The 19,860-nt window shown below is 60.3% G+C and carries 19 protein-coding genes; 11 read left to right on the forward strand and 8 right to left on the reverse strand.

Annotated features, from left to right (window positions below; all coding sequences use genetic code 11):
- Positions 1-117: 117 nt before the first annotated feature.
- Positions 118-1,443 (forward strand): site-specific integrase, encoded by a 1,326-nt coding sequence (locus tag VGN45_RS09115; RefSeq protein WP_327461614.1) that lies wholly within the window; start codon positions 118-120, stop codon positions 1,441-1,443.
- Between the two features lie 381 nt (positions 1,444-1,824).
- A complete protein-coding gene (locus VGN45_RS09120) occupies positions 1,825-3,774 on the forward strand; it encodes an ATP-dependent nuclease (protein ID WP_327461616.1) in 1,950 nt (649 codons plus the stop codon).
- Between the two features lies 1 nt (position 3,775).
- On the opposite strand, the gene VGN45_RS09125 is transcribed toward VGN45_RS09120, so the two are convergent.
- The gene (locus VGN45_RS09125) at positions 3,776-5,764 is read right to left on the reverse strand and encodes a hypothetical protein (RefSeq protein WP_327461618.1); all 1,989 of its coding nucleotides are present in this window, start codon (positions 5,762-5,764) and stop codon (positions 3,776-3,778) included.
- A 273-nt stretch (positions 5,765-6,037) separates the two neighbouring features.
- On the reverse strand, positions 6,038-6,280 hold the full coding sequence (locus VGN45_RS09130) for a helix-turn-helix transcriptional regulator (RefSeq protein ID WP_327461620.1): 243 nt from the start codon (positions 6,278-6,280) through the stop codon (positions 6,038-6,040).
- 135 nt (positions 6,281-6,415) lie between these two features.
- Between VGN45_RS09130 and VGN45_RS09135 the strand changes: the two genes are divergently transcribed.
- From VGN45_RS09135 to VGN45_RS09145, 3 genes are all read left to right on the forward strand, one after another.
- The gene (locus VGN45_RS09135; protein WP_327461622.1) at positions 6,416-6,574 is read left to right on the forward strand and encodes a hypothetical protein; all 159 of its coding nucleotides are present in this window, start codon (positions 6,416-6,418) and stop codon (positions 6,572-6,574) included.
- Positions 6,575-6,648: 74 nt separating this feature from the next.
- On the forward strand, positions 6,649-7,227 hold the full coding sequence (locus tag VGN45_RS09140) for a hypothetical protein (RefSeq protein ID WP_327461624.1): 579 nt from the start codon (positions 6,649-6,651) through the stop codon (positions 7,225-7,227).
- Positions 7,228-7,244: 17 nt separating this feature from the next.
- Complete coding sequence (locus tag VGN45_RS09145; RefSeq protein ID WP_327461626.1) at positions 7,245-7,712, forward strand: hypothetical protein; 468 nt, start codon at positions 7,245-7,247, stop codon at positions 7,710-7,712.
- Here the strand turns inward: VGN45_RS09145 and VGN45_RS09150 are convergent.
- Genes VGN45_RS09150 through VGN45_RS09160 form a run of 3 tightly spaced genes read right to left on the reverse strand, consistent with a single transcriptional unit; the run spans position 7,655 to position 10,432 of the window.
- Positions 7,655-9,346, reverse strand: a complete 1,692-nt coding sequence (locus tag VGN45_RS09150) for a type IV secretory system conjugative DNA transfer family protein (protein ID WP_327461628.1) — start codon at positions 9,344-9,346, stop codon at positions 7,655-7,657. The genes VGN45_RS09145 and VGN45_RS09150 overlap by 58 nt on opposite strands.
- 39 nt (positions 9,347-9,385) lie before the next feature.
- Positions 9,386-10,084 (reverse strand): hypothetical protein, encoded by a 699-nt coding sequence (locus tag VGN45_RS09155; protein ID WP_327461630.1) that lies wholly within the window; start codon positions 10,082-10,084, stop codon positions 9,386-9,388.
- Between the two features lie 21 nt (positions 10,085-10,105).
- Positions 10,106-10,432 carry a hypothetical protein gene (locus VGN45_RS09160; protein WP_327461632.1) on the reverse strand — a complete coding sequence of 109 codons (327 nt, stop codon included), beginning with the start codon at positions 10,430-10,432 and terminating at the stop codon, positions 10,106-10,108.
- 324 nt (positions 10,433-10,756) lie between these two features.
- Between VGN45_RS09160 and VGN45_RS09165 the strand changes: the two genes are divergently transcribed.
- The 3 genes from VGN45_RS09165 to VGN45_RS09175 all read left to right on the forward strand — a co-directional run bounded on the left by VGN45_RS09165 (position 10,757) and on the right by VGN45_RS09175 (position 13,258).
- A complete protein-coding gene (locus tag VGN45_RS09165) occupies positions 10,757-12,286 on the forward strand; it encodes a MobA/MobL family protein (RefSeq protein WP_327461634.1) in 1,530 nt (509 codons plus the stop codon).
- A 113-nt stretch (positions 12,287-12,399) separates the two neighbouring features.
- The gene (locus VGN45_RS09170; protein ID WP_327461636.1) at positions 12,400-12,939 is read left to right on the forward strand and encodes a hypothetical protein; all 540 of its coding nucleotides are present in this window, start codon (positions 12,400-12,402) and stop codon (positions 12,937-12,939) included.
- 76 nt (positions 12,940-13,015) lie between these two features.
- Positions 13,016-13,258, forward strand: a complete 243-nt coding sequence (locus tag VGN45_RS09175; RefSeq protein ID WP_327461638.1) for a hypothetical protein — start codon at positions 13,016-13,018, stop codon at positions 13,256-13,258.
- Here VGN45_RS09175 and VGN45_RS09180 read toward each other — a convergent pair.
- Positions 13,255-14,004 (reverse strand): class I SAM-dependent methyltransferase, encoded by a 750-nt coding sequence (locus VGN45_RS09180; RefSeq protein ID WP_327461640.1) that lies wholly within the window; start codon positions 14,002-14,004, stop codon positions 13,255-13,257. The two genes, VGN45_RS09175 and VGN45_RS09180, sit on opposite strands and share 4 nt — an antisense overlap.
- Positions 14,005-14,017: 13 nt before the next feature.
- Positions 14,018-14,635: a hypothetical protein gene (locus VGN45_RS09185; RefSeq protein ID WP_327461642.1), complete on the reverse strand. Its 618-nt coding sequence runs from the start codon at positions 14,633-14,635 to the stop codon at positions 14,018-14,020.
- Between the two features lie 301 nt (positions 14,636-14,936).
- Here VGN45_RS09185 and VGN45_RS09190 point away from each other — a divergent pair, with 301 nt between their 5' ends.
- The 3 genes from VGN45_RS09190 to VGN45_RS09200 all read left to right on the forward strand — a co-directional run bounded on the left by VGN45_RS09190 (position 14,937) and on the right by VGN45_RS09200 (position 18,951).
- A complete protein-coding gene (locus VGN45_RS09190; protein WP_327461644.1) occupies positions 14,937-15,143 on the forward strand; it encodes a hypothetical protein in 207 nt (68 codons plus the stop codon).
- Complete coding sequence (locus VGN45_RS09195) at positions 15,143-15,463, forward strand: hypothetical protein (protein WP_327461646.1); 321 nt, start codon at positions 15,143-15,145, stop codon at positions 15,461-15,463. Before VGN45_RS09190 ends, VGN45_RS09195 begins: the two co-directional genes overlap by 1 nt.
- Positions 15,464-15,555: 92 nt before the next feature.
- Positions 15,556-18,951, forward strand: a complete 3,396-nt coding sequence (locus VGN45_RS09200; RefSeq protein WP_327461648.1) for a P-loop NTPase fold protein — start codon at positions 15,556-15,558, stop codon at positions 18,949-18,951.
- 1 nt (position 18,952) lies between these two features.
- On the opposite strand, the gene VGN45_RS09205 is transcribed toward VGN45_RS09200, so the two are convergent.
- Complete coding sequence (locus VGN45_RS09205; protein WP_327461650.1) at positions 18,953-19,744, reverse strand: hypothetical protein; 792 nt, start codon at positions 19,742-19,744, stop codon at positions 18,953-18,955.
- Positions 19,745-19,860 lie beyond the last annotated feature (116 nt).

Here is a 19,860-nt window from a genome sequence, read left to right on the forward strand (position 1 = left end):
CTATAGTCCTACATATGGATGTCAAAGTCTTGATTTTTCAAGATTTTTGTGTTAATATGTAACCGTGTTTTAGTAGCGCACCATTAGCGCACTTTTACGCATGGAAGGACCCCGGCCATGTCCCACGCGCGGCATGAGATTCTCGGCGGTGAAGTTCAGATTTTTAAGCGGCCTCGAAGCCCTTACTGGCAGTGCTCAGCCACCGTTGGCGGGCGCCAACACCGCCTCAGCACCAAAAAGGAAAGCCTCGCCCAAGCACAGGACGCGGCCGAGGACTGGTATCTGGAACTCAAGGGGAAGAACCGCTGGGGCGGCGGGATCAAGCCGCGCGGCACGCCCTTCACGAAGGCCGCCGACACGTTTCTCGAAGAGTACGAAACCCTCGTCGGGCACCTGCGCAATCGCGACTACGTGGACGGCCACAAACGGCGGGTGAAGAACCATCTCATGCCGTTCTTCGGTTCGATGGGATTGCAAGACATCAAGACGGGCACGATCCACGCCTATCGTATGCACCGCCATACCGAGCCGCCGCCTGTCGAGCCTGGCCCTGTCGAGTATCTCCCCAACGGGCGTAAGAAACCCAAACCGCGTCCCTGGACGCGCCCCGCGCCCAACACGATCCACCAGGAAATCGTGACGCTGCGCCAGATCCTCAAAACCGCGCTTCGGCATGGATGGATCGACTACATGCCGAGCTTGTCTCCCGCCTTTCAGCTGCGCGAGAAAATCCGGCACAGGGCCTGGTTCACGCCGAAGGAATATCGCCAGCTCCAGGACGCCGCGAAGCGGCGGATCGCGAACCCGCCCAAGGAGAGATGGAAGCCGTCTTGCGAGACGCTTTTCGACTTCATCGTTTTCATGGCGAACACGGGCCTTCGTCCCGATGAGGCGTACCGCCTCCAGTATCGGGATGTGGAGATCGTCGTGGACGAAACGACCGGCGAACGCATTCTGGATATCGACGTGCGCGGCAAGCGCGGCACCGGCTATTGCAAGAGCATGCCGGCGGCCGTCTATCCGTTTCAGCGGATGAAAAAGCGCAACAACGGCCAGCCCACGGACGTCATTTTCGCGAAGTTTCCGCGCGAGCTTTGGAAGACCGTGCTCAAGGAAGAAGGGCTGGTTTTCGACCGCGACAACAATCGCCGCACGCCCTACAGCCTACGCCACACCTATATCTGCCTGCGCCTCATGGAAGGCGCGGACATCTATCAGATCGCCAAGAACTGCCGCACGAGCGTCGAAATGATCGAAAAGCACTATGCGGTTCATTTGAAGAATACGCTCGATGCTTCGGCCATCAATGTGCGCAAGCAGCCCCTTAAAACTCGCGCAAGCGAGCCAAGAACTCGCGCCAGCGAGCCTAATCCTTCCCAACCTGTGAATAGCGCCTCTCGGCGCTGGAAATCGCCCTTGGCGACCACCCCTCCACTCCGCTAAGCTGACCTCGGCGATGCGGGCGTGGCGGAATTGGTAGACGCAACGGACTTAAGCCGAGACGATTGAGTGCCCGACGGGAAACCGCCGGTGCAGAACTGCTCAAAGTCGGGGAAACCTCGAAAGTGGCAATCCCGAGCCAAGCCCCGACAGGGGAAGGTGTAGAGACTAGACGGGCAGCACCTACAGCCAGGCCGGCCACGGTGAAGGGATAGTCCAGACCACGAACGCCCAACTTGGGCGGCGGCGAAAGTCGAAGTGGTATGAAAATCCGTCGGGCGTATGCCCATGTGGGTTCGAGTCCCACCGCCCGCACCATACAATCCACAGCAGGTTGCATCGCGTGATTTGAACCCGCTAAGCTCCTCGTTGGAGTGGGGCAGCATGCGAATTGAATCGATTGAAATAAAGAATCTGCGTGCGATCAAGCATGCCCAGATAGATGTGGGTCGCTACTGCTGTTTAGTCGGGGCGAACGGTGCAGGGAAATCGACCGTCCTTTGCGCGCTCAATATTTTCTTTCGAGAGAATGAGAGCGCAACCACAAATCTGAGTCAGCTCGACAAAGAAGATTTTCACAAGAAGGACGTGTCTCAGCCTATCGAGATCACCGTAAAATTCGTCGATCTTAGCGCCGAGGCACAGGAGGATTTTGCAGCCTATTTCCGCAACGGCTCACTCATTGTGACCGCCCGCGCAATTTTCGATGAGGGTGCCGGTCATGCTGTGGTGAAACAGTATGGCAATCGCCTCGGAATGGAAGAATTTCGATTCTACTTCGAACGTGAATCGAATGGCGCAAAAGCCCCTGAACTCAAGGCGATTTTTGCCGGACTTCGAGAAAAGCACTCAGGTTTGAAAGCCGCATCGAGCATGGCCGATATGGCCGCCGCATTACGCGAGTTCGAGACAGCCGCACCTGGACAGTGTGTTCTGATCCCAAGCGAGGATCAATTCTACGGCGTTAGCCAAGCCGCCGGCAGGATGAGAAAATATGTTCAGTGGGTTTACATTCCAGCCGTCAAAGATGCGTCTGGAGAACAGGACGAAGTGAAGAACTCTGCGTTAGGCAGGCTTCTCGCGAGAACAGTCCGGTCCAAAGTGAACTTCTCCGAAAGTTTGAAAAAGCTCAGGGAAGATGCCGAAGCAGCATATCGCGATTTGATTGGCGCAGAGCAATCGGTCCTGGATGACATTTCTGCGGAACTTCAAACGCGCTTGGCCGAATGGTCCCATCCCGAAGCGACGGCTAAGCTGGAATGGCATCAAGATCCAAAGAATGCTGTGCGTGTCGAGGAGCCGCTCGCGAAGCTACTGACCGGCGATGGTGAGTTTGAAGGGCGCATTTCCCGCTTCGGGCACGGTATGCAGCGTTCGTACATCATCGCTCTGCTTCAAGGACTCGCCACGCTCGAAGACGATGAAGGCGCCCCAACACTCGTACTCGGATGCGAAGAGCCTGAACTCTATCAGCATCCGCCGCAGGCACGGCACCTTGCAGCGGTTCTCCAGAAGCTAAGCGCTGGTTCAAGTCAGGTGATTGTTTCGACGCACAGCCCGCTGTTCGTCGATGGGACGACATTTGAGGATGTGCGTCTGGTGAGAAAGTCATCCGTTGATGGAGCTTCCTCCGTTCACAGCGTTTCTTTGGCGGCTATTTCGGCGCAGACGGCTGCCGTCACCGGCAAGCAGGCAGTCGCCCCTAAAGGCGTTCTCGCGAAGTTGCACCAGGTTTTACAGCCGTCCCTCAATGAGATGTTCTTCACGTCGAGGCTAGTTTTGGTCGAAGGCCTCGAAGACCTCGCCTATATCAATGCGTGGATGGTGATTTCTGGTCGGTGGGACCGATTTAGAGCTTCGAGCTGTCACATCGTTGCGGTCAACGGAAAGAGTGAGATTCTCCAGCCCCTGATAGTCGCTTCCAATCTCTCTATCCCCACTTTCGTGATTTTCGATGCGGATGGCGACAAACTGCATAACGACGATCCCATCGTCGCGAATAGTCGCCGCATCGCTCACGAAGGAGACAACAAGGCGCTCCTCAAACAGCTGACTGGCACGGAAATGGAGGCGTTTCCTGACCAATCTATTTGGGGGGCGAACTTTGCGGTTTGGCCCTTTGACCTAGGTAAATCTCTCAAAGAGGATGTGGGGAAAGCCGATTGGGAGAAGTTCGGCACGACCGCTTCCCAGCTATGTGGTGGAGCTGGCGGACTGCACAAAAACACCGTCCACATTGGGGCGCGTTTGCAGGAGGCGCATGCAGCCGGAAAACCTCCGCAGACACTTGAGCGGCTCTGCGAGGCAATTCTCACTTTCTGTGCAACGAACTAGATCATTCATCGACGTCCCGAAACATCTCGACCAGCGGCTCGGTGTTGGGTGCGGACTGCTGCGTGGGGGCGGATGCTGTCGACGAAGGCTGATAGTCCTCCTCCATCGACGAAACCGCAAAACGCACTTCGGAACTCATCCGCGCCAGGATCGGAGCGGGATCCACCTTGTCGCTTCGCGCCTCTACGAATTTTCCTATCGACCGTCTGAAGTCGTCGAAATAGTCGTCGGGCGGATAGTCGCTATCCCAGCCGTCACGCAGCCGATCAACGTGACTGTCGAGATGCTGGAGAACCTCGTGGTCGATCCGATCTAAAAGCGCTTCCCGCTCGCCGTCGGTTAAGACGGCGCCGATGTCCTCGTCCTCAAGGAAGCTAGAATCTGCCTCTTCGGCCGCGGCGTCACTGAGCCGTTCGACAAAGCCCAACCTGATCTCTTCCGGAAGCAAGCCCTGCGCGTGCAGCTTGGCGACCAGCTGAGCATCCATGTCGTCCTTTATGGGTGTGAAGAAGGATGTCAGCCGCTCGAAAATGTCAGGCCGCCGACTGAGGATCAGCGCCGAGAAGGCGGCATTTGAGCGATACGACAGAAAGCTGATGAGTTGTGATGCTGAGAGGGCACCGATCCGGTCGGCCAAAAGGCCATGCAGTTGATTGGGCACCACGACCGGAGCGCCGTAGACCGTCTCGCCCGCGCAGACGACTTCACGCAAGATGGTGTCAGCCCTCGCACCCTGGAGGTAGAGCTGCACGAGTTCAGGGTCTTTGGCGACAAAGGTCGCGAAGGCGTCGCCGACCGTGGGATGCTTGTAAGTCCAGTACGGCCCCTCCTCGCCCTGAGCGAGGAGAAGCAGGCTGCCGTCCAGTGCGGTCATCTCGGCCTTACACGTCGCCGGCGTAGTGCCGAAAGCTGAAACGGCGGTTTCGAGCATAGGTCCCTCCACCGGCGATGGAGTGCGCCCACCATTCAAGAACACCAAGGCGATAGCGGCTTGAGAGCTGCGGCTTAGGGCTTCGATCGTTTCTACGAGGAAAGCTTCGGGGCGCTCGAAGAACGCGCTGACGGTATCGATCCTAGGAACAAGATTTCCGGCAAAAAAAGCACTGCCAAGCCGCCGAGCGACCTCCGGCAAAAAGTCATCGCGCTTGGCGATCTCCGGTAAAAGGGGTTTAAGGGCCGACCGGAATTTCGAGGGCTGATCACCCAGCTTCACGTGGTTGTAGAGGATCTGGGCCTTCTCGGGCGTCGTGAGCTTCTGCACGTCGATGACGACGTGACTTTTGGCGAGGACGGGGAGTGACGCGAGCTTCAAGTCTCGCCTGGCCGCTACCCAAATGTAGCTGCGGGAAGTGAAAAGAAACTTCGTTCCCTCTCTCATCGCGCCGTGGATCAGAGGGAACGTCTGATTCCAAGCCTCGCTTGTCTCGCGCTGGTACTGGGTACTGCCCCACGCGTCATCGACCCAGAAAAACTGCTTCTCGCCTGGGGCGAGATGTTTCTGGATATCCTGAGGCGACGTGGCCTTGATCGTCGAACTTCCCCAGAGATCCGCAGCGCCTAGTGCCAAGCTGGCCCCAATGGTCGATTTTCCCGCAGCGGGCGCGCCCAGCAAAAGCACGAAGCTATGCTCATTGAGCGCGCGGACGCTTTTACGATGGGCGTCGGTGACGACAAGTCGTTGAAGACTGTCACCCATTGCCGACAGGATTAGCTGGGCCTGCTGATATGCTCGCTCATCGAGCAGGCCGGTCAAATCCGCTAGGCCGTAGAGCCTGGGTGCAAGCATTCTCAGGCGAGCTGAGCCACGTATCTGCTGGTCGATCCAATCGAGACCGAAAACGCGACAGCGCTTAACGCCGGCCTTCTCGAATGCGGCCTTGATGGCGATATCGCTAGCACCCGTCACGCCATGGTTCGTGAGGATAATGTAGTCGTCTGCCAGACCTTTGGAGGCGAGGGCTGCGGCCTTTGGCAGTTCGTCGCTGAGCATCGACAGCGTCAGGTTTGTCGATGGGTTAGACGTGAACTTACATTGGATCGTTGACTGTCCAGCGTGTGAATCGGGCTGATCCCACGTGCCCAGGAAGGCACCATCTCGACCAGCATCATTTGTCGGCAGGAACTTCTGGACGGGTCGCTTAAGGCACTCCTCCGCGACGGCGACGCATAGGTCTTGAAACGCCTTCCAACCCAGAAGGTGAAGCGGATAGGACGAGGTCAAGGCGTTGGTCGATGCAATAGTCACGCTGGAACGTTGCCAGAACTATCGGACGTTGCGAACCCCTCTCGACCCGAGGTTCACCAGCTCAGAAGCAGATATGCCCAAACCCTTCGCTAAGTCGAACAGCACGCTGACACCGAAATTCGCGTCACCGAGTTCGACGCGGCTGATGTAGCGCGAATGCAGTCCGGCGCGTTCGGCAAGCTCCTCCTGGGTCAGGCCACGCTCGCGGCGCAGCTCCCTGATCCGTGCGCCCAGTACTTTGAGGTTGGCATCCTTGCTCACGCCGTGGAGCGTGCGCTGTTCCTACGGATCGGTTGAACGCACGATCAGTAGAATTTCATTGGCTTCGCTGTGTGGGATGTGATTCACATTCTACGGATCGACTGAATATCGGTCGTTGCCAATGGAGCGATCAAAGTGCCTCACGACAGCAATTGGGCGGGCAATCTCGGCTCGCAGAACCCGCAGCTGCGCGAAGACGATTTCAAGCGGCAGGGCATGAGCGACACGCAGGCGCAGGAGGCCGCCGCCGCAGCGCGTCGTCAGCAAGAAGAGCGGCAGCGTCAGGGCGGCTAAGGCCGCCCGCTAACTGGAGCGGCCTGGGGCTGAGCCGCTCGTCCTTTTTGGAGAGAAGCATGAAACGCCACATCATGGCGGCGATGGCCCTTGCCGTGTCCGCCTTCGCCGGCTCGGCCGCAGCCCAGGTCGGCACCCTCAATCCCTATCTCAACGGCGGCCAGGTCGGGCGGCCCGACGCCGAGGCGACGCAGCCGCGCCGCACATCGACCGTCTGGCGCCTGCTCGGCGACGCCTCGCGCGCCTACGCGCCCGACAACACCGAAGCCCACGCGCTCTACGTCTTCTGCAATGGCGGCCGCTACCACATGGGTTATGGCGGCTTCACGAGCGGCGGCTTCATCGACAGCGCCGAAGGCTATGAAGCGCGCTCGCCGAACGGCCCCGCCTTCCTCTTCGACTATGCGGGCGGCGTGGTCTTAGACGTCTTCTCGTCGCGCCATCGCAAGCTCGCGACGATCACGCTGACCCAGCGCCGCGTATCAGGCGGCACGGTGTTTCGGGCGACGCTCTCGGATGACGACGTCGCCGCCCTGCGCGCCGCCTCCTACATCTCCTGGGACGTGGGGGCCGAGCATCGCGAATGGCGCGGTGACGGATCGTCTCGCGCGCTCGACGGCATCCGCCCGATGGACGGAAGGGCCTGCGCATGAGGATGTGGTTGGTCCCGATGCTCGCCGCGGCCGTAGTGGCAGCGGCGAGCGCATCGCCGGCGGCCGCGCAAAGCGGTCCAGGCTGGCGCGTAAACGCGACGCGCGACCATGCCTTCGTCATGACCCAAGGCTCGCCCTACGCGCTCGATGTAAGCTGCTACGAGGGCGAATACATCGCGACCTTCGGCGTGATGGAGGACGGCGACGTGCGCTCGAACTTCACGCGCGCGGATCGCGGCGTCGTGGGCCTCACGTCGGCCGAGCTGCAAACGCTCGACGCGGGTGGTGGCGTCACCGCCAATGTGAGGCTGACGCGCTGGCGGCAGGACGGCGCGGAAGGCTGGTCCGCGTCGTTGACGACATCGCAACTGCGTGCCGTTCGATCCGCTGCGCGTCTTCGTCTGCGCACGAGCGGGTGGAGCGTGACCTACACAGGCACGGGTTCGTCGCGCGCTATCGGCGCGGTCGAATGCCTCTCCGGCTGACCGGCCAAGGCCTTGAGCGCGGCGTCCTCGTGCCAGACGATCTTGTCGGCGACGATGGGGTCGGCATTCTCGACGAAGAGGATCTGCGCGTCGGCATCCATGCGCATGAGTTCATCGGGGAAAAGCAGCGGCCGTTGCGTCGGCGCGAAATTGCGCGATGTGCTGCCGCCGCTTTGACCATCGCTCGTTGAGGTCGAGCGGACCGTGCGCGTCGTGACGCCGACCATCTTGGACACGTACTCGGCGGTGTGAATGTCGCGCGTTCCGAAGACCTGGATGACGCCCGCATTTCCGATGAAGGTTTGCCAACCTTTGTCGTAGAGGCGTTCGAGCTGGGAGAGGTCTTGGACGACGGCGTGCAGCTGCAGGCCCATCCCCGCCATCAGACCATAAGCGTCCTCGACCATCTTGAGCCGGCCGAGCTGGGCGAACTCGTCGAGGATGAAGAGAACCGGCTTCGCGGTCTGTGCTTGCGTCCGCGCTATGTCCGCGATGCCCAGGCTGATGAGCATGCGAAGCCAGCGGCTGTAGGTGGACAGACGTTCGACGGGCAGGACGAGATAGACTGAAACCGGCGCCGGTCCCTTCAGATCGCTGAAGCGAAAATCACTCGCTTCGAGATGCGTACGCAGGGCAGGGCTGTCGAGGAAATGCGTGTTCTGCTGCGCCGTCGACAACACGCCCGACAGCTCCTTCTCATGCTTCGAGATGAGGCGCGCGGCGGCCGACACGACGGCTGGATGATCGGACTCCGCCATCGCCGCGCCGATGGCCAGCAATTCCTCCGGCGTCGAACAGAGAATGTCGCGCAGCCTGCCGAGATGACGCTGGCCCTTCTCCTGGGGCGCGGTCGCGAGATGCAGCACGAAACCCATGATGAGGGCGCGCGCTTCATCGCTCCAGAAGGCTTCGCCCTGGCCGTCGTGAACGACCACGGCGTCGGCGATGAGCAGCGCGTCCTCGATCAGCGTCGGGCTGTCGGCCGAGAGAAGATCGAGCGGGTTGAAGCGCGCGCCAGGCTTGCCGGAAATGCCCCAGGGATCGAGCGCGATGGCGCGGCCGAACTGCGCGCGGCGGTCATAGGTGATGCGCGCATTCTCACCCTTCGGATCGATGACGATGGCCGAGCCTTCATACGTCAGTAGGTTCGGGACGATCATCGACACGCCCTTGCCGGCGCGCGTCGGCGCGACCGTCAGAAGATGGCGCTGACCCGTATAGTGCAGCGGGTTGACGACACCGGCCTGGCGCTCATTCTCGCGCTCGGTCGGATCGGGGTTACGCAGGCGGCCGAGGCGGATGCCGCTCTCGCCGATCAACCCCTTCTCGCGCGCATGATCGGGCGTCGCGAATTTCGCGGACCCGAACGTCATGTCCGGCACACCGAAGCCGGTCGCGATCTTGATGAGCGCGAGGATCGCGAAGGCGAGCGCGTTGATGCCGGCGCTGATCGCGCTCACCGATGAGAGGCTGGGCTGGTCGTAGTTATGGGCGTTGCCGACAGCCATCAGGACGAAGATGACGGTCATCGCCCCGCATAGGGCGACGTCCCAGAAATGGCGCTTCTTCAGATAGACGTGCATCGCGCCGAACGCGATCAGCTCGATGACCCAGAAGGTGATGACCGTGCCCATCGTCGAGCGCCCCCAACAGATCGATGAGACAGCTTAAGGTTAAGCTGACGCGTCAATACCAAGCAGGATTGCAGCGGCGTCAAGTTCGACGGTGAAGCGCGGGTCGAAGATCGAGCCTGGTTCGGCCGCCTTGCGGCCCTTCTCGAAAGTGGCCCTGGCGAGCGCGCGCAGCGCGCGAGCCGCCGCCTCCGGCGCTTCATCGGCATGCGCGATGTAGGGGGCATACCCTTCGCTGGGAGAGCGATCACCCAAGGTGAGATCGATCCAGAACCATTCATGGCCCTCAAGGACCACTTCTCTGGTTTCGCCGTCGAAGACGAGAACGCGGCCCGCGACATCGACGCAATGCATCGTGAAGGAATCCCACCAGAACTCGGGATCCTCACTCGCCACCTCGTTATGCATGATCGACGGAAGATAGAGCGACGCTTGCTTCAGATGGGCGTCATTGGCGCGATCGAAGGTCGAGCCAGCTTCGCCTGTCTGCCATCTCACCTGGAAGGTTTTGACGACCCAGAGAAGGATGTTTTCGGCAGGGTTGCCACGATCGCCGGCAGCGAGCGTTCGCTGAAACAATGCGCCTAGATAGTCTTCGACGGATTGTTCCCGCCGGAAATGATCGAGCCACGCCCAGATATTGGTCGGCAGCTCGACCTCGTGAGCCGCATCGGCGTAGACGATGGTACGGGTCTCAGGCGTGGTCTCGTAGAGTTTCGTCCAGTCAAAAAGTGAATACATTACAACAGTGTATCACAAACCCTATCGACCGCCGCGCTCCTTTTCCGCGTTCAGATCCTTCATCGTGAAGCTGGTCCGCCGCTCTTCGATCTTTCGCTTGATAGCGGCCGCGCGCTCCTGATTGGCGAGCGCAGCCTGGTCTTGCCGAACCTGCTCATGAACCGCGCCACGCACGGACTTCATCTGGAGATGCATGGCCGGCGGCGGCGGCCCCCTCGGCGGCTCGGCGGGGGCCATCGTCTTGCCCTTGTCGGCGAGCGGCTGAGCCAGGTTCCGCTTCTCGGCAAGCCGCGCACGAGCCGCCTCAAACGCGTTCCGCGCAGCGTTTCGACGATCTTCGAGACTCACCTTAGCGTGCTCCACATCCGCAGCGAAAACCGGCCGCAGACTGCGCCGGTTGAAGGCCCAGGTCGAGGATGGTGACGCCCCAAGCGTCGCTATTTCCTTGCAACCTGAGCGCGACTAGGATAGTATTCCTCCGGTAGGGCGCACTTTTGGGTTTGGTCACCAAACCCGTGCGCCTGAAGCGGGCCTTCGGCCCCAATCGCCCATCAGGGCGATGCCCACGCGGATCATCGCCTGACGGCGATGGCGCGGGCGAAGCGGCCCGACATACGGGCCGTCCCTCAACCCACCTTCGTGTGTGTGTTTCCGGAAAGGAGATCGGCCGTCATGGCGATCTACTCCTGCAATCTGTCGTCCGTCGGCCGGACGACCCATGCCGCCGGCACCGCCGGTTGCCATCTGCGCTACATCGCGCGCGAGGGCGCGAACCCGATTGTCGAGGCGCATGGCGTTCCTCTCGAGCCTGGCGCGGCTCAGGTCTGGATGGACCGCGAGGAAGCCGCCGCGCGCGCCAATGCGCGTCTCATCGACAAAGTCCGCATCGCCATACCGCGCGAGCTGACACGCGACGAGCGCGTGCAGCTCGTCCGCGCCTTCGTACGCGACCTCACGACCGACCGCGTGCCGTGGATGTTCGCCATCCACCAGGACGGTGAAGACGAGCACAATCCGCACGCCCATATCGTGCTGCGGGATCGCGACCTCGTCACCGGCAAACGCGTGCTGCATCTCTCGGACTCGGCGCGCGACCGCGAGAAAATGGGCCTCGTGCCGAAAGCCGTCGAATGGATACGCGAACGCTGGGAGCATCACGCGAACGTCGCGCTTGAGAAGGCCGGCCATGAGGTGCGCATAGATCGGCGCACGCTCGCGGCCCAGGGCATCGACCGCGAGCCGACCATTCATCTCGGGCCGCGGGCTGAGCATATCGACCGCTTCGTCGAACGCCCGAGATCGAAGACGCGCACGACACCGTTAGGCCGCGAGATCGACTATCCGACCATCGACCAGGGCCGCACGCGCCGTGAACGCAACGCCGAGATCATCGACCTCAATCTCGAACGGCAGGCCCGCTCGCCGGATCTTGAGACGCGCGTCTGGGCGCAGTTCGAGCGTGGGCAGAACCAGCTTGATCGTCGCCTGGAAAGCCAGCTCGCAGACCAAGCACGTGGTCGCACGCGCGAAGAGCGCGCGTTGATGGCGGGCTTCAGGACAAAGCTGCGCTCTCTGTCGGATGAACGCCGCGCCGATTACCTCGCGCGCGTCGGTGAGCACCGTCTGGCACTAGCACCCCGCGTTCTCGAGATGCGTCAGCGGCAAGGCCGCGAGCGTATAGCCCTGCATCTCGATCAATCGAGCTTCTGGTCGAAACTCTGCCGCGCCGTCGACGTCACGGGAGGAACGCGCAGGCGCCATCAGGCGACGCGCCGCGCGCTCGTGACTGAGCACAGGGAAGAACGCGACGTGCTGGCGCGCGTGTCCCGCGCGTCCTGGATCGCATTGAAGCAGGCCGTGCGGCAGCGATACGCGCCGGCGGAAGAACAGCTTCTGCTTCAGCGCAAAGGCGCGCTCTCGGCCCTTCGCGAAATGCACAGTCGCGCTGAAGCGATGGCCGAGGGAAAGCGGCAGATCAGGGAAGCCCATCGCGAGCGGGATCGCACACGAACGGCCGATGTCATCCGGAAGCTGAAGCAGTCGGACCCACGCAGTATCGCGAGGGCAGCCGATGAGCCGACCTGGCCGAAACGTGAAGCGGTGGCGCGTGCTTTCGAGACGGCGCGGCAACGTCGGGAAGGTCGGTCGAGTGAGGCGACGAAGCGCGATCCGAAGAAGCCGTCATTTGATCGTGAGCGGTGAGGTCCGGCGTTCGCCCGACTCACGAATTATGCTACGAATCGATGGCGTTAACGCTTCGAGCGCGACTCACATTTGCGAGTGCCATGAGCCGTCCGGCGTCAAAGCCGCCCAAAGTGACCGAGAAGACCGAACTTCCTGAAGAGGAATATGGTCTTACGGAAACTGCGCTCGATATTATGCATAATCACCTCGTGAGTAAGCTTGAGGTGTTGCGTGCGTTTTTGACGACAGTGTTTTCGGAGGCCGCTGAGGCGGGATTGACGAAGCAAGACGTCATGTCCGCCATCTTGCGTCACCACGACATTATCGGCGAACCCAATATCCCTTCGGTCGAGCTGCCGGACACAGCCCCTGAACTCTACGCCGAGCGCGCCAACAAGGCCGAAACGCCAGTTGAGTTTCTCGCGCGGGTCTGGGGTCCTTTCGAAGGCATTCTTCACCGAGAAGACCTTATTCGACTTGGGGAAGACCGGCTGATCCCGAGCCTGCAGATGTTCTGCCATCGCAGACATTTGGACGCCGAAGCGATCCTGCCGCCATCGATCAAAACCAAGGTCGATGAGATCGTGGCCGCCTGGACGCCTGAGGAAAAGCTGGCGGCCGAACTGTGGACATATCGGCAGTCAAACGCACGGCGTCGGGCACCTAAGTGAGCCGCTACGCGTAGTTTAGGTTTTGTAAACTTTGGCGCCGTAGACCTGCTCCTCATACAAAAAGAGGAGGCCGGTGGTGTTCGAGTTCCTCGATTTAGTGTCTCAGATTGTCGGCCTGATCGCCGGCATCGTCAGCTTCTGTCCAACCAAGCTGCGAAAGGCGATGTTGCGATCCGCAGCGGCCTGTTGGCCGCCTCTAAATCGCTTTTTGGTGCTCGTGCTTTTGACGTCGATCCTGCTCTTGCTGCCCGCGCCGGACATGCCGTCGGTGACGCTCAGCATCACGGGATCAGTAAGTGGCCAAGTCACAATCGCCTAAGTGGGCGCTGAACTCGACTTTCTGCCGAGGAACGCCGCAAAAACCGGCTCGCCGACCATCCCGCGCTTCACGGCTTCGGGCATTAGGGCTTGATCCTCGCCGGGGTGGATTGCCAGCTCGGTGAAGTAGACGAGATCAAAACCGGAATCCGCGAGCATGGCGAGATAGCTACGCAGCGGGCGATGCCAACCGAGGATCGGCGTATCGTCTCCCAGGAACACGCTGCGATACGTGAATGCGAGATCATAGGCGTGATCGAGTCCTAGCGTCACATAGGCCCCGACTTGTTCCAACGGTGCGGCGCGCCGCACCTTCGATGTACGCATCGGATGCTCAATGACGATGAGCACATGCCCGCCAGCGCCGAGGGCTGAGGAAATGCGCTTCAAAGCGCGTTCGGGATGCGCGTGGTTCTGCAGGACGTTGAGGGCTACCGCGACGTCGAATGTCCCGTCCCCGACGCCGTCCAGCGTCTCTGCATCGCCGACACGAAAGGCTAGACTAGGTCTTTGTCGGCGTGCCCCATCGACGATGACGCTCGACCAGTCGATGCCGAGATAAGAGGCTGCGCGCTTGATGATCAGGTCGGAGAAGCGGCCATTGCCGCAGCCGACATCAAGCACGCGCGCACCCTCAAACAATGCCAGCTGCGTCTCAATAAAAGGGCGCGTCAGATTGGCCCAACCGAACTCAGCATCGGCGACGGCGAGATATCGTTCTCCCGCCGCATCCCAGCATTCGCGCATATACTCGTTCGGATCAGACCCCATAGATGCCTTTCACCGTCATGATACGGTATTCGGCGTTCACTTGGATACTGGCGTTCGCAATCCGCAGGAACTCTTCTTCGGTCAGCTTGTGCTTGGCCAGGATGCAGGCGTGGACAGACGCATAGCCGTCATAGTCCTGCGGACACGACAAACCGACGAAGATTTCCGTGGCCCCGACGGCGGGCATCAGGAAGCGCTGCAAGATGCGCTCGTCATCGTCCGTCGCCTTCGAATAGAGCAGGACGAAATCCTTCTCGCGAATGACCTCGCCGCTGTAGTGCCCATTCGGGCGGTCCGGCGAGTCCGTCACGAACACCATCTTCTTGAGCCAGATCCCTGGGCGGATCTTGATCTTCTCGTGCCGGAAAACCGGCTTGCCGTCGCACATGTTCATGAAGTGATGGTGCCAACGACCATGCATGCGCTCATGGCCGAAAAACCGGCGCCATAGAAATATAGTGCCTCTGAACGTTGCGACGATGAGAGCGCCGACTGCGGCGGCAAGGAGCGCTTGAAGCAGCGTCTCCAGATTCATGACCTTGTCCATGTCCAACGTGACGACACGTTCGAACAGGTTCGGCTCAGGCGTTTGAGTCTGTCCCGTCATGGCGGCTTCCAGCAAAGCTTCCGCACAGGGAACATGGTTATTCTAGCATTTGTGGAATCACCACTGCGTGAGTGGTGCGATCTCCGAGATCGCTGCCGAAGGACATTCACGGCTTCGGGGAATGAACGTCTGGCACTGGCCCGCCCGCGTTCAACCCAGCTCGCTTCCTTCGCGCGATGCGCTTCGTGCAGCTCCGCTCCCTGGCGGGCGCTGCGCGGGGTTTGATCGCGGTCTTTCAGCCCGCGCCGGCCTCTCCCCATGAAGCCGCGGAATGGTCCGCGGCATCCAGAAGGAGACCGCCATGACCACCAAATCCCTGCCCCTCGGGCGCAAACCCACCCACCGTCTCTTCCGCGTCGTCGGCGACGGCGAAAAGGCCAATTGGACCGAGATCGGCGCAGCCTGGCCGAACAAGGACGGCCAAGGGTTCAGCCTCAGCTGCGATGCCATGCCTCTGTCGGGTCGCATCGTGATGCGCGCCATCACCGACAAACCGGCGACCGCGTGATGGAGGCCGAACGCAGCATCGAAGTTCACGCCCTGCATTGGCGGGGCGTGGATCTCGAAATCACCTTCGAGGAAAGCTGGCTCGGCATGGCACCTTCGCGCGCCTATGCGACGGCCCATCTGACGGTGACGGCGACATCGCCCGAACGTGCAAAGCTCCCGATCACCGAGACTGGTTTCAGGTCGCATTTCATCCGCGCGGAGGACGTGGCCGAAGTCGGAGGGCCGGTCGCTTATGTGACCGCCTGGCTCGACCACATGGCACGCTCACGCGAGTGGATCGCCTACGAGCAGGCCAGTCGTCAGCTGTCGCTGTTCTAGGCGGGGCACGATGTAGGCTGACCGTTGTTCTCTCATTGTTCCGTGCTATATCTGGTTGCAGAACAATAAGAAGCTCACTTCGGGAGGGGCCAATGTCGGACGATGGAGAAGGCGCAGGCGCGCCTCAGATAAAGTTCATTCGCGACTCCGCTGCCGAGGCGGATTTTTTCGGCAAGCCCGACAGAGTCGGATCGCATGACCGCGTTGCGAAGGCCGTGGCGTCGGTCATTTCCACGAATGATGACCTTAAGGTCATCGGCCTGCTCGGTCCTTGGGGCAGTGGCAAATCAACCGTCGTAGGACTCATTCAGCGTGAGCTGAAAGCCGACGAGACGCTCGAAACCCATGTCTTTTGCTATGACGCCTGGTTGCATCAAAGCGACCCGCCTCGCAGGGCCTTTCTAGAGACGCTTCTCCAGTTCCTGATTGATCACAAACTAACAACGCAAGAGCGCTGGCAAGCCCAGCTCGACATTCTCAACCGCCAGGTCGAGGACACGACCACGACGGCCACACCGTCGCTGACCGCCGCTGGACGACTTCTCCTTTTGTCGCTCGTTTGCCTCCCCTTTGGGATGCAGTTCATCGGTCACGATTGGTTTGAGGCCGCGTTCAAAGCAGAGTCGGTCGGCTTCGCAAAACACGGCTTCTGGCTGGGCATCGCCCTGCTGGTCGTTCCGCCCTTGTTGGCGCTTCTGACCTATCTCTGGTGGCGGCCGCGTTGGAATCCGTTCGCCCGCGAATTTTGGTCATGGGACAATTGGAGCAAGCACAAACCGCCTCATCAAGATGAGTCTCTGCTGTCGATCTTTGTGAACAAGCAGGTCGAAAAGCACCTCAATCGAACGATCCGCACGCCCGATCCGACCACCATCGAATTCCAGCAGATCTTCCGCGACATCATCAAAGAGGTGTCGGCGAAAAAGGCTCGCCTCATCCTCGTTATCGACAATCTGGATCGTCTTCACGAGGCCGAAGCCGTGTCGATGTGGGGCACGATCCGCAGCTTCTTCCTGGGCGCGGAAATGAAGCCCGAGAACGGCAAGGCGCTACGTCTCCCGACCGTGCTGCTGCCGATCGATCAGCAGGCGGTCGAGCGTATGTACAGGATCGACTACGGCGATGACGCGCCCGCCTTGGCGCAGTCGTTCATGGAGAAGACATTTGACCTGACGTTCTACGTCACCAAACCCGTCCTCTCAGATTGGAGCGACTATCTCGCCGATCAGCTGCGCAAAGTGTTCGGCGCGGAGCTGAAAGATGATTGGGCCTTCCAGGTCAGCCGCCTTTACGAAAAGGCGCACGACAAATCCGAGATCACACCGCGCTCGATCAATGTGACGATCAATGCCATCGCCACGCTTTGGATTCAGTGGCGGGACGAAGGCGTGTCGTTTGTCTCCATCGCCTACTTCGTCATCTTCCGCGACAAGATCGGGAAAGAGATTTTTGGAGCGATCCACAACCCGCTTGCGGCTATCGCCGATCTCGATCCCGACTGGCAGAAAAATGTCGCTGCGCTTTATTTCGGCGCGCCGCCGGCCGAAGCGATCCAGATCACGGTCGAACCGCGCCTTTGGACCGCCATCGAGAAGCGAGATGCGGTCGCCTTCAAAGAACAGGCAACCATCAAAGGCTTCGACGGAATTCTGCAGCGCATCATCGACAAGCTCGCGCCCGTCGAACCGAACTTCGTCGCCAACGCAGCGATCCTGATGACGGCGCTTGCACCGCCCGACGAGCCTTGGGTCGTATCAGTTTGGCGGACACTGCGACGGCTCTATCTCGAGGCGAAGCCTTGGGGGGCGCTGACCAAATATGATGTCGATGCTTTGAAGGCGTTACTAGCTACGAGTCCAAAGACCGCCGCGAAAAACCTCATTGCGCAAACGGCCAATCGGTTGAGCGGGTCGGCGGAAGACGTTGTCTCAACGCCGGTGAGTCTTTCGAATTTCGTCGCCCTCGCCAATGAGCTGGTCCTGACCGCGAAGGCCAATGAGACGCCAACTCCGTCTATCGAAGTGCCTGGCAATGCCCACCATTATCTATCGGTGATCGTCGCGGCCAAAGCCTCGAAGGATCTGCTCGCCGCGTTTATCACCGAATTCAGCGACCAGAATTTGATCGACACGCTCACGGAACAGATCGCCGCCGCGCCTGGAGCCGAAGGTGTTGAGGAGCGAATTCGGACGCTTCTGAACCGAGGTGTGAAGGACGCCAAATGGGATAACCTCATTCTCAAGGCACGAGAGGTTTTCCAGGCGCAAAGTGCAAGCTTCGCGGGTGCAGCCTCAGCGATTTATGCGCTTGGCCGATTCTGGAAGAAGGAAGCCGTTGCGCAGACGCAGATACGAGAGCTGGCGGAAAATGGCGTCCTCAAATCGCGCATGGATGAAGCTTTCGGTTTGAACAAGCCGCTCGTCGCCGCGCGCTGCGCCGCGCTCCTAATGATCGCGAAACATCCTTTGGGCGCTCCCAACGGAAGGTCATGGGCAGACACGCTCAAAACCCATCCCACCTTCCCCAAGATGGTCGACACCGCCCTTCGACTGTTCGATGAGAGCGGCACGTTCCATCACCTCGTCGAGCGCGCGAAGCAGGAGGGTGAAGACGTCCGTCTGCTTATGCGAGCGATCGCTGAAATCCGCATCAAGGAAGGCGATATGGGTCCGCTTTACATCGAGAACGTGATCAACGATCTCGATGCATATCTTGAGATGGTCGGCCCGTCTCAGCAGGCAGACTTCATCGCCGAATTTTCACACTACGACACGTTCTGGGACACCCTTGGTAAAGCGGGCTTCGATCATCGCGTCATCACCCCTCTCAAGTCCCTCATCACGACCGAGTCGGTTTTCTCCGACAAGGACATCCGGCAGAAGGCGCAAGAGGCGCTCAAAGACCGTCTGTTGGCGGTCAAGACCGAGACCTGGGAAGGGGTCGTTCGAAACGGCGGCGAACCGCTCGATATCGCGAAGACCTTCGCTGCGGTTAGAAAGCGCGGACTAGGGTTGGGCGACCCGCTCTATCAAGCCCTTCACCGCCTGGCGCCGGAACTCGTATCTTCCGAGACCCGTGAGTTTGGCACCCGCTGGTTCCAAGCGGCCAGCCTCCTGAACGTCCCAAGCAAGCGCACCATTCTCAAAAACCTGCGCGATCAGATCAACAGCGGCAACACGATACCGAACCTTATTGGCCTCCTCCGCCTGGGCGGGGAAGACTTCCTGACAACGGGAGAATTCGCTCCGGATGGAGACGCCTCGGTGCGTCACATCGTCATGTCGTTGCTCAATGATTCAGCCGGCCTGCAATGGTTGGTCGAGAACGTGAACACTCTGAGCGCCTGGGTGACGGCTAGCAGCGAAGACAGCCGCAAGGTTCTTGCCGATCGCATGAAGGAACGCTGGCCCGAGCTGGGCGAGGAGGATAAATCCCGATTGGAAGTGCTGGCCAAGACTTGGTCGCTAGCCGACCCGAAAGCGGTGTGAGCTAGTAGCTTCCGCGGCCTCGTTCGCCCCAGGTCTCGGCCCAATCCGATTGCCATTCATCGGATCCGGTCAAGTCGAGGAAAGCCGGAGAGGGAAACCGCACGACGCGCTTGATGCACTGGGCTGGCAACGGCTCCGTGATCCGATCCTCGAATTCGAGGCCGTCACGAGCTTTGAGGCCCCGAGCTTTGAGGTAATGCGCCACGAGCGCGGAAGCAGGCCTGAACGACCCCTTCAAAAGGGCTATCGGTACGTCCGCCTCGACTACAGCAGGTACGCCCAAGCGATGCAGCAATGGTCCCAGCTCTGGGTCATCGTCATGTGAGTTATAGAGCGCCTCTCCGCCCCAGAAGCGTAGCAGGTCAAATATGCCTCGACCCGCTCGATGAGGTGGGAAAAAGCAGAACCACAACATGCCGGTCCGCGAGCGATCATTGGCCTGATGGGCACTCTTGAGCCGGTCGGCCTGATCCCAGGTCAGATGCCCGACCTCTGCCAACCGATCGACGCGACGACGAAGCATATCGCCGCTCAGAGGCTCCATGCCATCTCGGGTGATCAGATCAATCTCAACGTCGGTTAGGCGCGTGCAGTGCCATCCCGTCAGCGAATAGCCTTGTAGCTCGCTTGCCACCTCGCCTAAGGCGAAATCGTAATCTCGGCCGCTGAATTCCGATGGGCCTTGGGACCAATCGATGAAGACATCCCGATGCTCATTGAGTGGCCGCATTAGTTCGGCCGGCCAGGTTTCCGGCTTTTCGATAATCAGGGTCGTAACGGTCGTCGGCTCCATATCGATAATCGGAACATTCGCCGCGCAGTGCGTCAACGACGGGTCGCGTATATCCGCCTGAAATTAGCGCACTTTTCAGCGCACTTTCTAGAACACCTCCAAAAAGCGTAGACTTT

The organism is Brevundimonas sp. (assembly GCF_035999125.1).
Classification (GTDB): Bacteria; Pseudomonadota; Alphaproteobacteria; order Caulobacterales; family Caulobacteraceae; genus Brevundimonas.

Bases quoted from the DNA above. Each gene is read 5' to 3' on its own strand.
- VGN45_RS09200 (WP_327461648.1), top strand. From the start codon at position 15,556: ATGTCGGACGATGGAGAAGGCGCAGGCGCGCCTCAGATAAAGTTCATT.
- VGN45_RS09190 (WP_327461644.1), top strand. From the start codon at position 14,937: ATGACCACCAAATCCCTGCCCCTCGGGCGCAAACCCACCCACCGTCTC.
- VGN45_RS09115 (WP_327461614.1), top strand. From the start codon at position 118: ATGTCCCACGCGCGGCATGAGATTCTCGGCGGTGAAGTTCAGATTTTT.
- VGN45_RS09185 (WP_327461642.1), bottom strand. From the start codon at position 14,635: ATGACGGGACAGACTCAAACGCCTGAGCCGAACCTGTTCGAACGTGTC.
- VGN45_RS09140 (WP_327461624.1), top strand. From the start codon at position 6,649: ATGGCGGCGATGGCCCTTGCCGTGTCCGCCTTCGCCGGCTCGGCCGCA.
- VGN45_RS09205 (WP_327461650.1), bottom strand. From the start codon at position 19,744: ATGGAGCCGACGACCGTTACGACCCTGATTATCGAAAAGCCGGAAACC.
- VGN45_RS09125 (WP_327461618.1), bottom strand. From the start codon at position 5,764: ATGCTCAGCGACGAACTGCCAAAGGCCGCAGCCCTCGCCTCCAAAGGT.
- VGN45_RS09195 (WP_327461646.1), top strand. From the start codon at position 15,143: ATGGAGGCCGAACGCAGCATCGAAGTTCACGCCCTGCATTGGCGGGGC.
- VGN45_RS09165 (WP_327461634.1), top strand. From the start codon at position 10,757: ATGGCGATCTACTCCTGCAATCTGTCGTCCGTCGGCCGGACGACCCAT.
- VGN45_RS09145 (WP_327461626.1), top strand. From the start codon at position 7,245: ATGCTCGCCGCGGCCGTAGTGGCAGCGGCGAGCGCATCGCCGGCGGCC.
- VGN45_RS09155 (WP_327461630.1), bottom strand. From the start codon at position 10,084: ATGTATTCACTTTTTGACTGGACGAAACTCTACGAGACCACGCCTGAG.
- VGN45_RS09150 (WP_327461628.1), bottom strand. From the start codon at position 9,346: ATGGGCACGGTCATCACCTTCTGGGTCATCGAGCTGATCGCGTTCGGC.
- VGN45_RS09120 (WP_327461616.1), top strand. From the start codon at position 1,825: ATGCGAATTGAATCGATTGAAATAAAGAATCTGCGTGCGATCAAGCAT.
- VGN45_RS09180 (WP_327461640.1), bottom strand. From the start codon at position 14,004: ATGCGCGAATGCTGGGATGCGGCGGGAGAACGATATCTCGCCGTCGCC.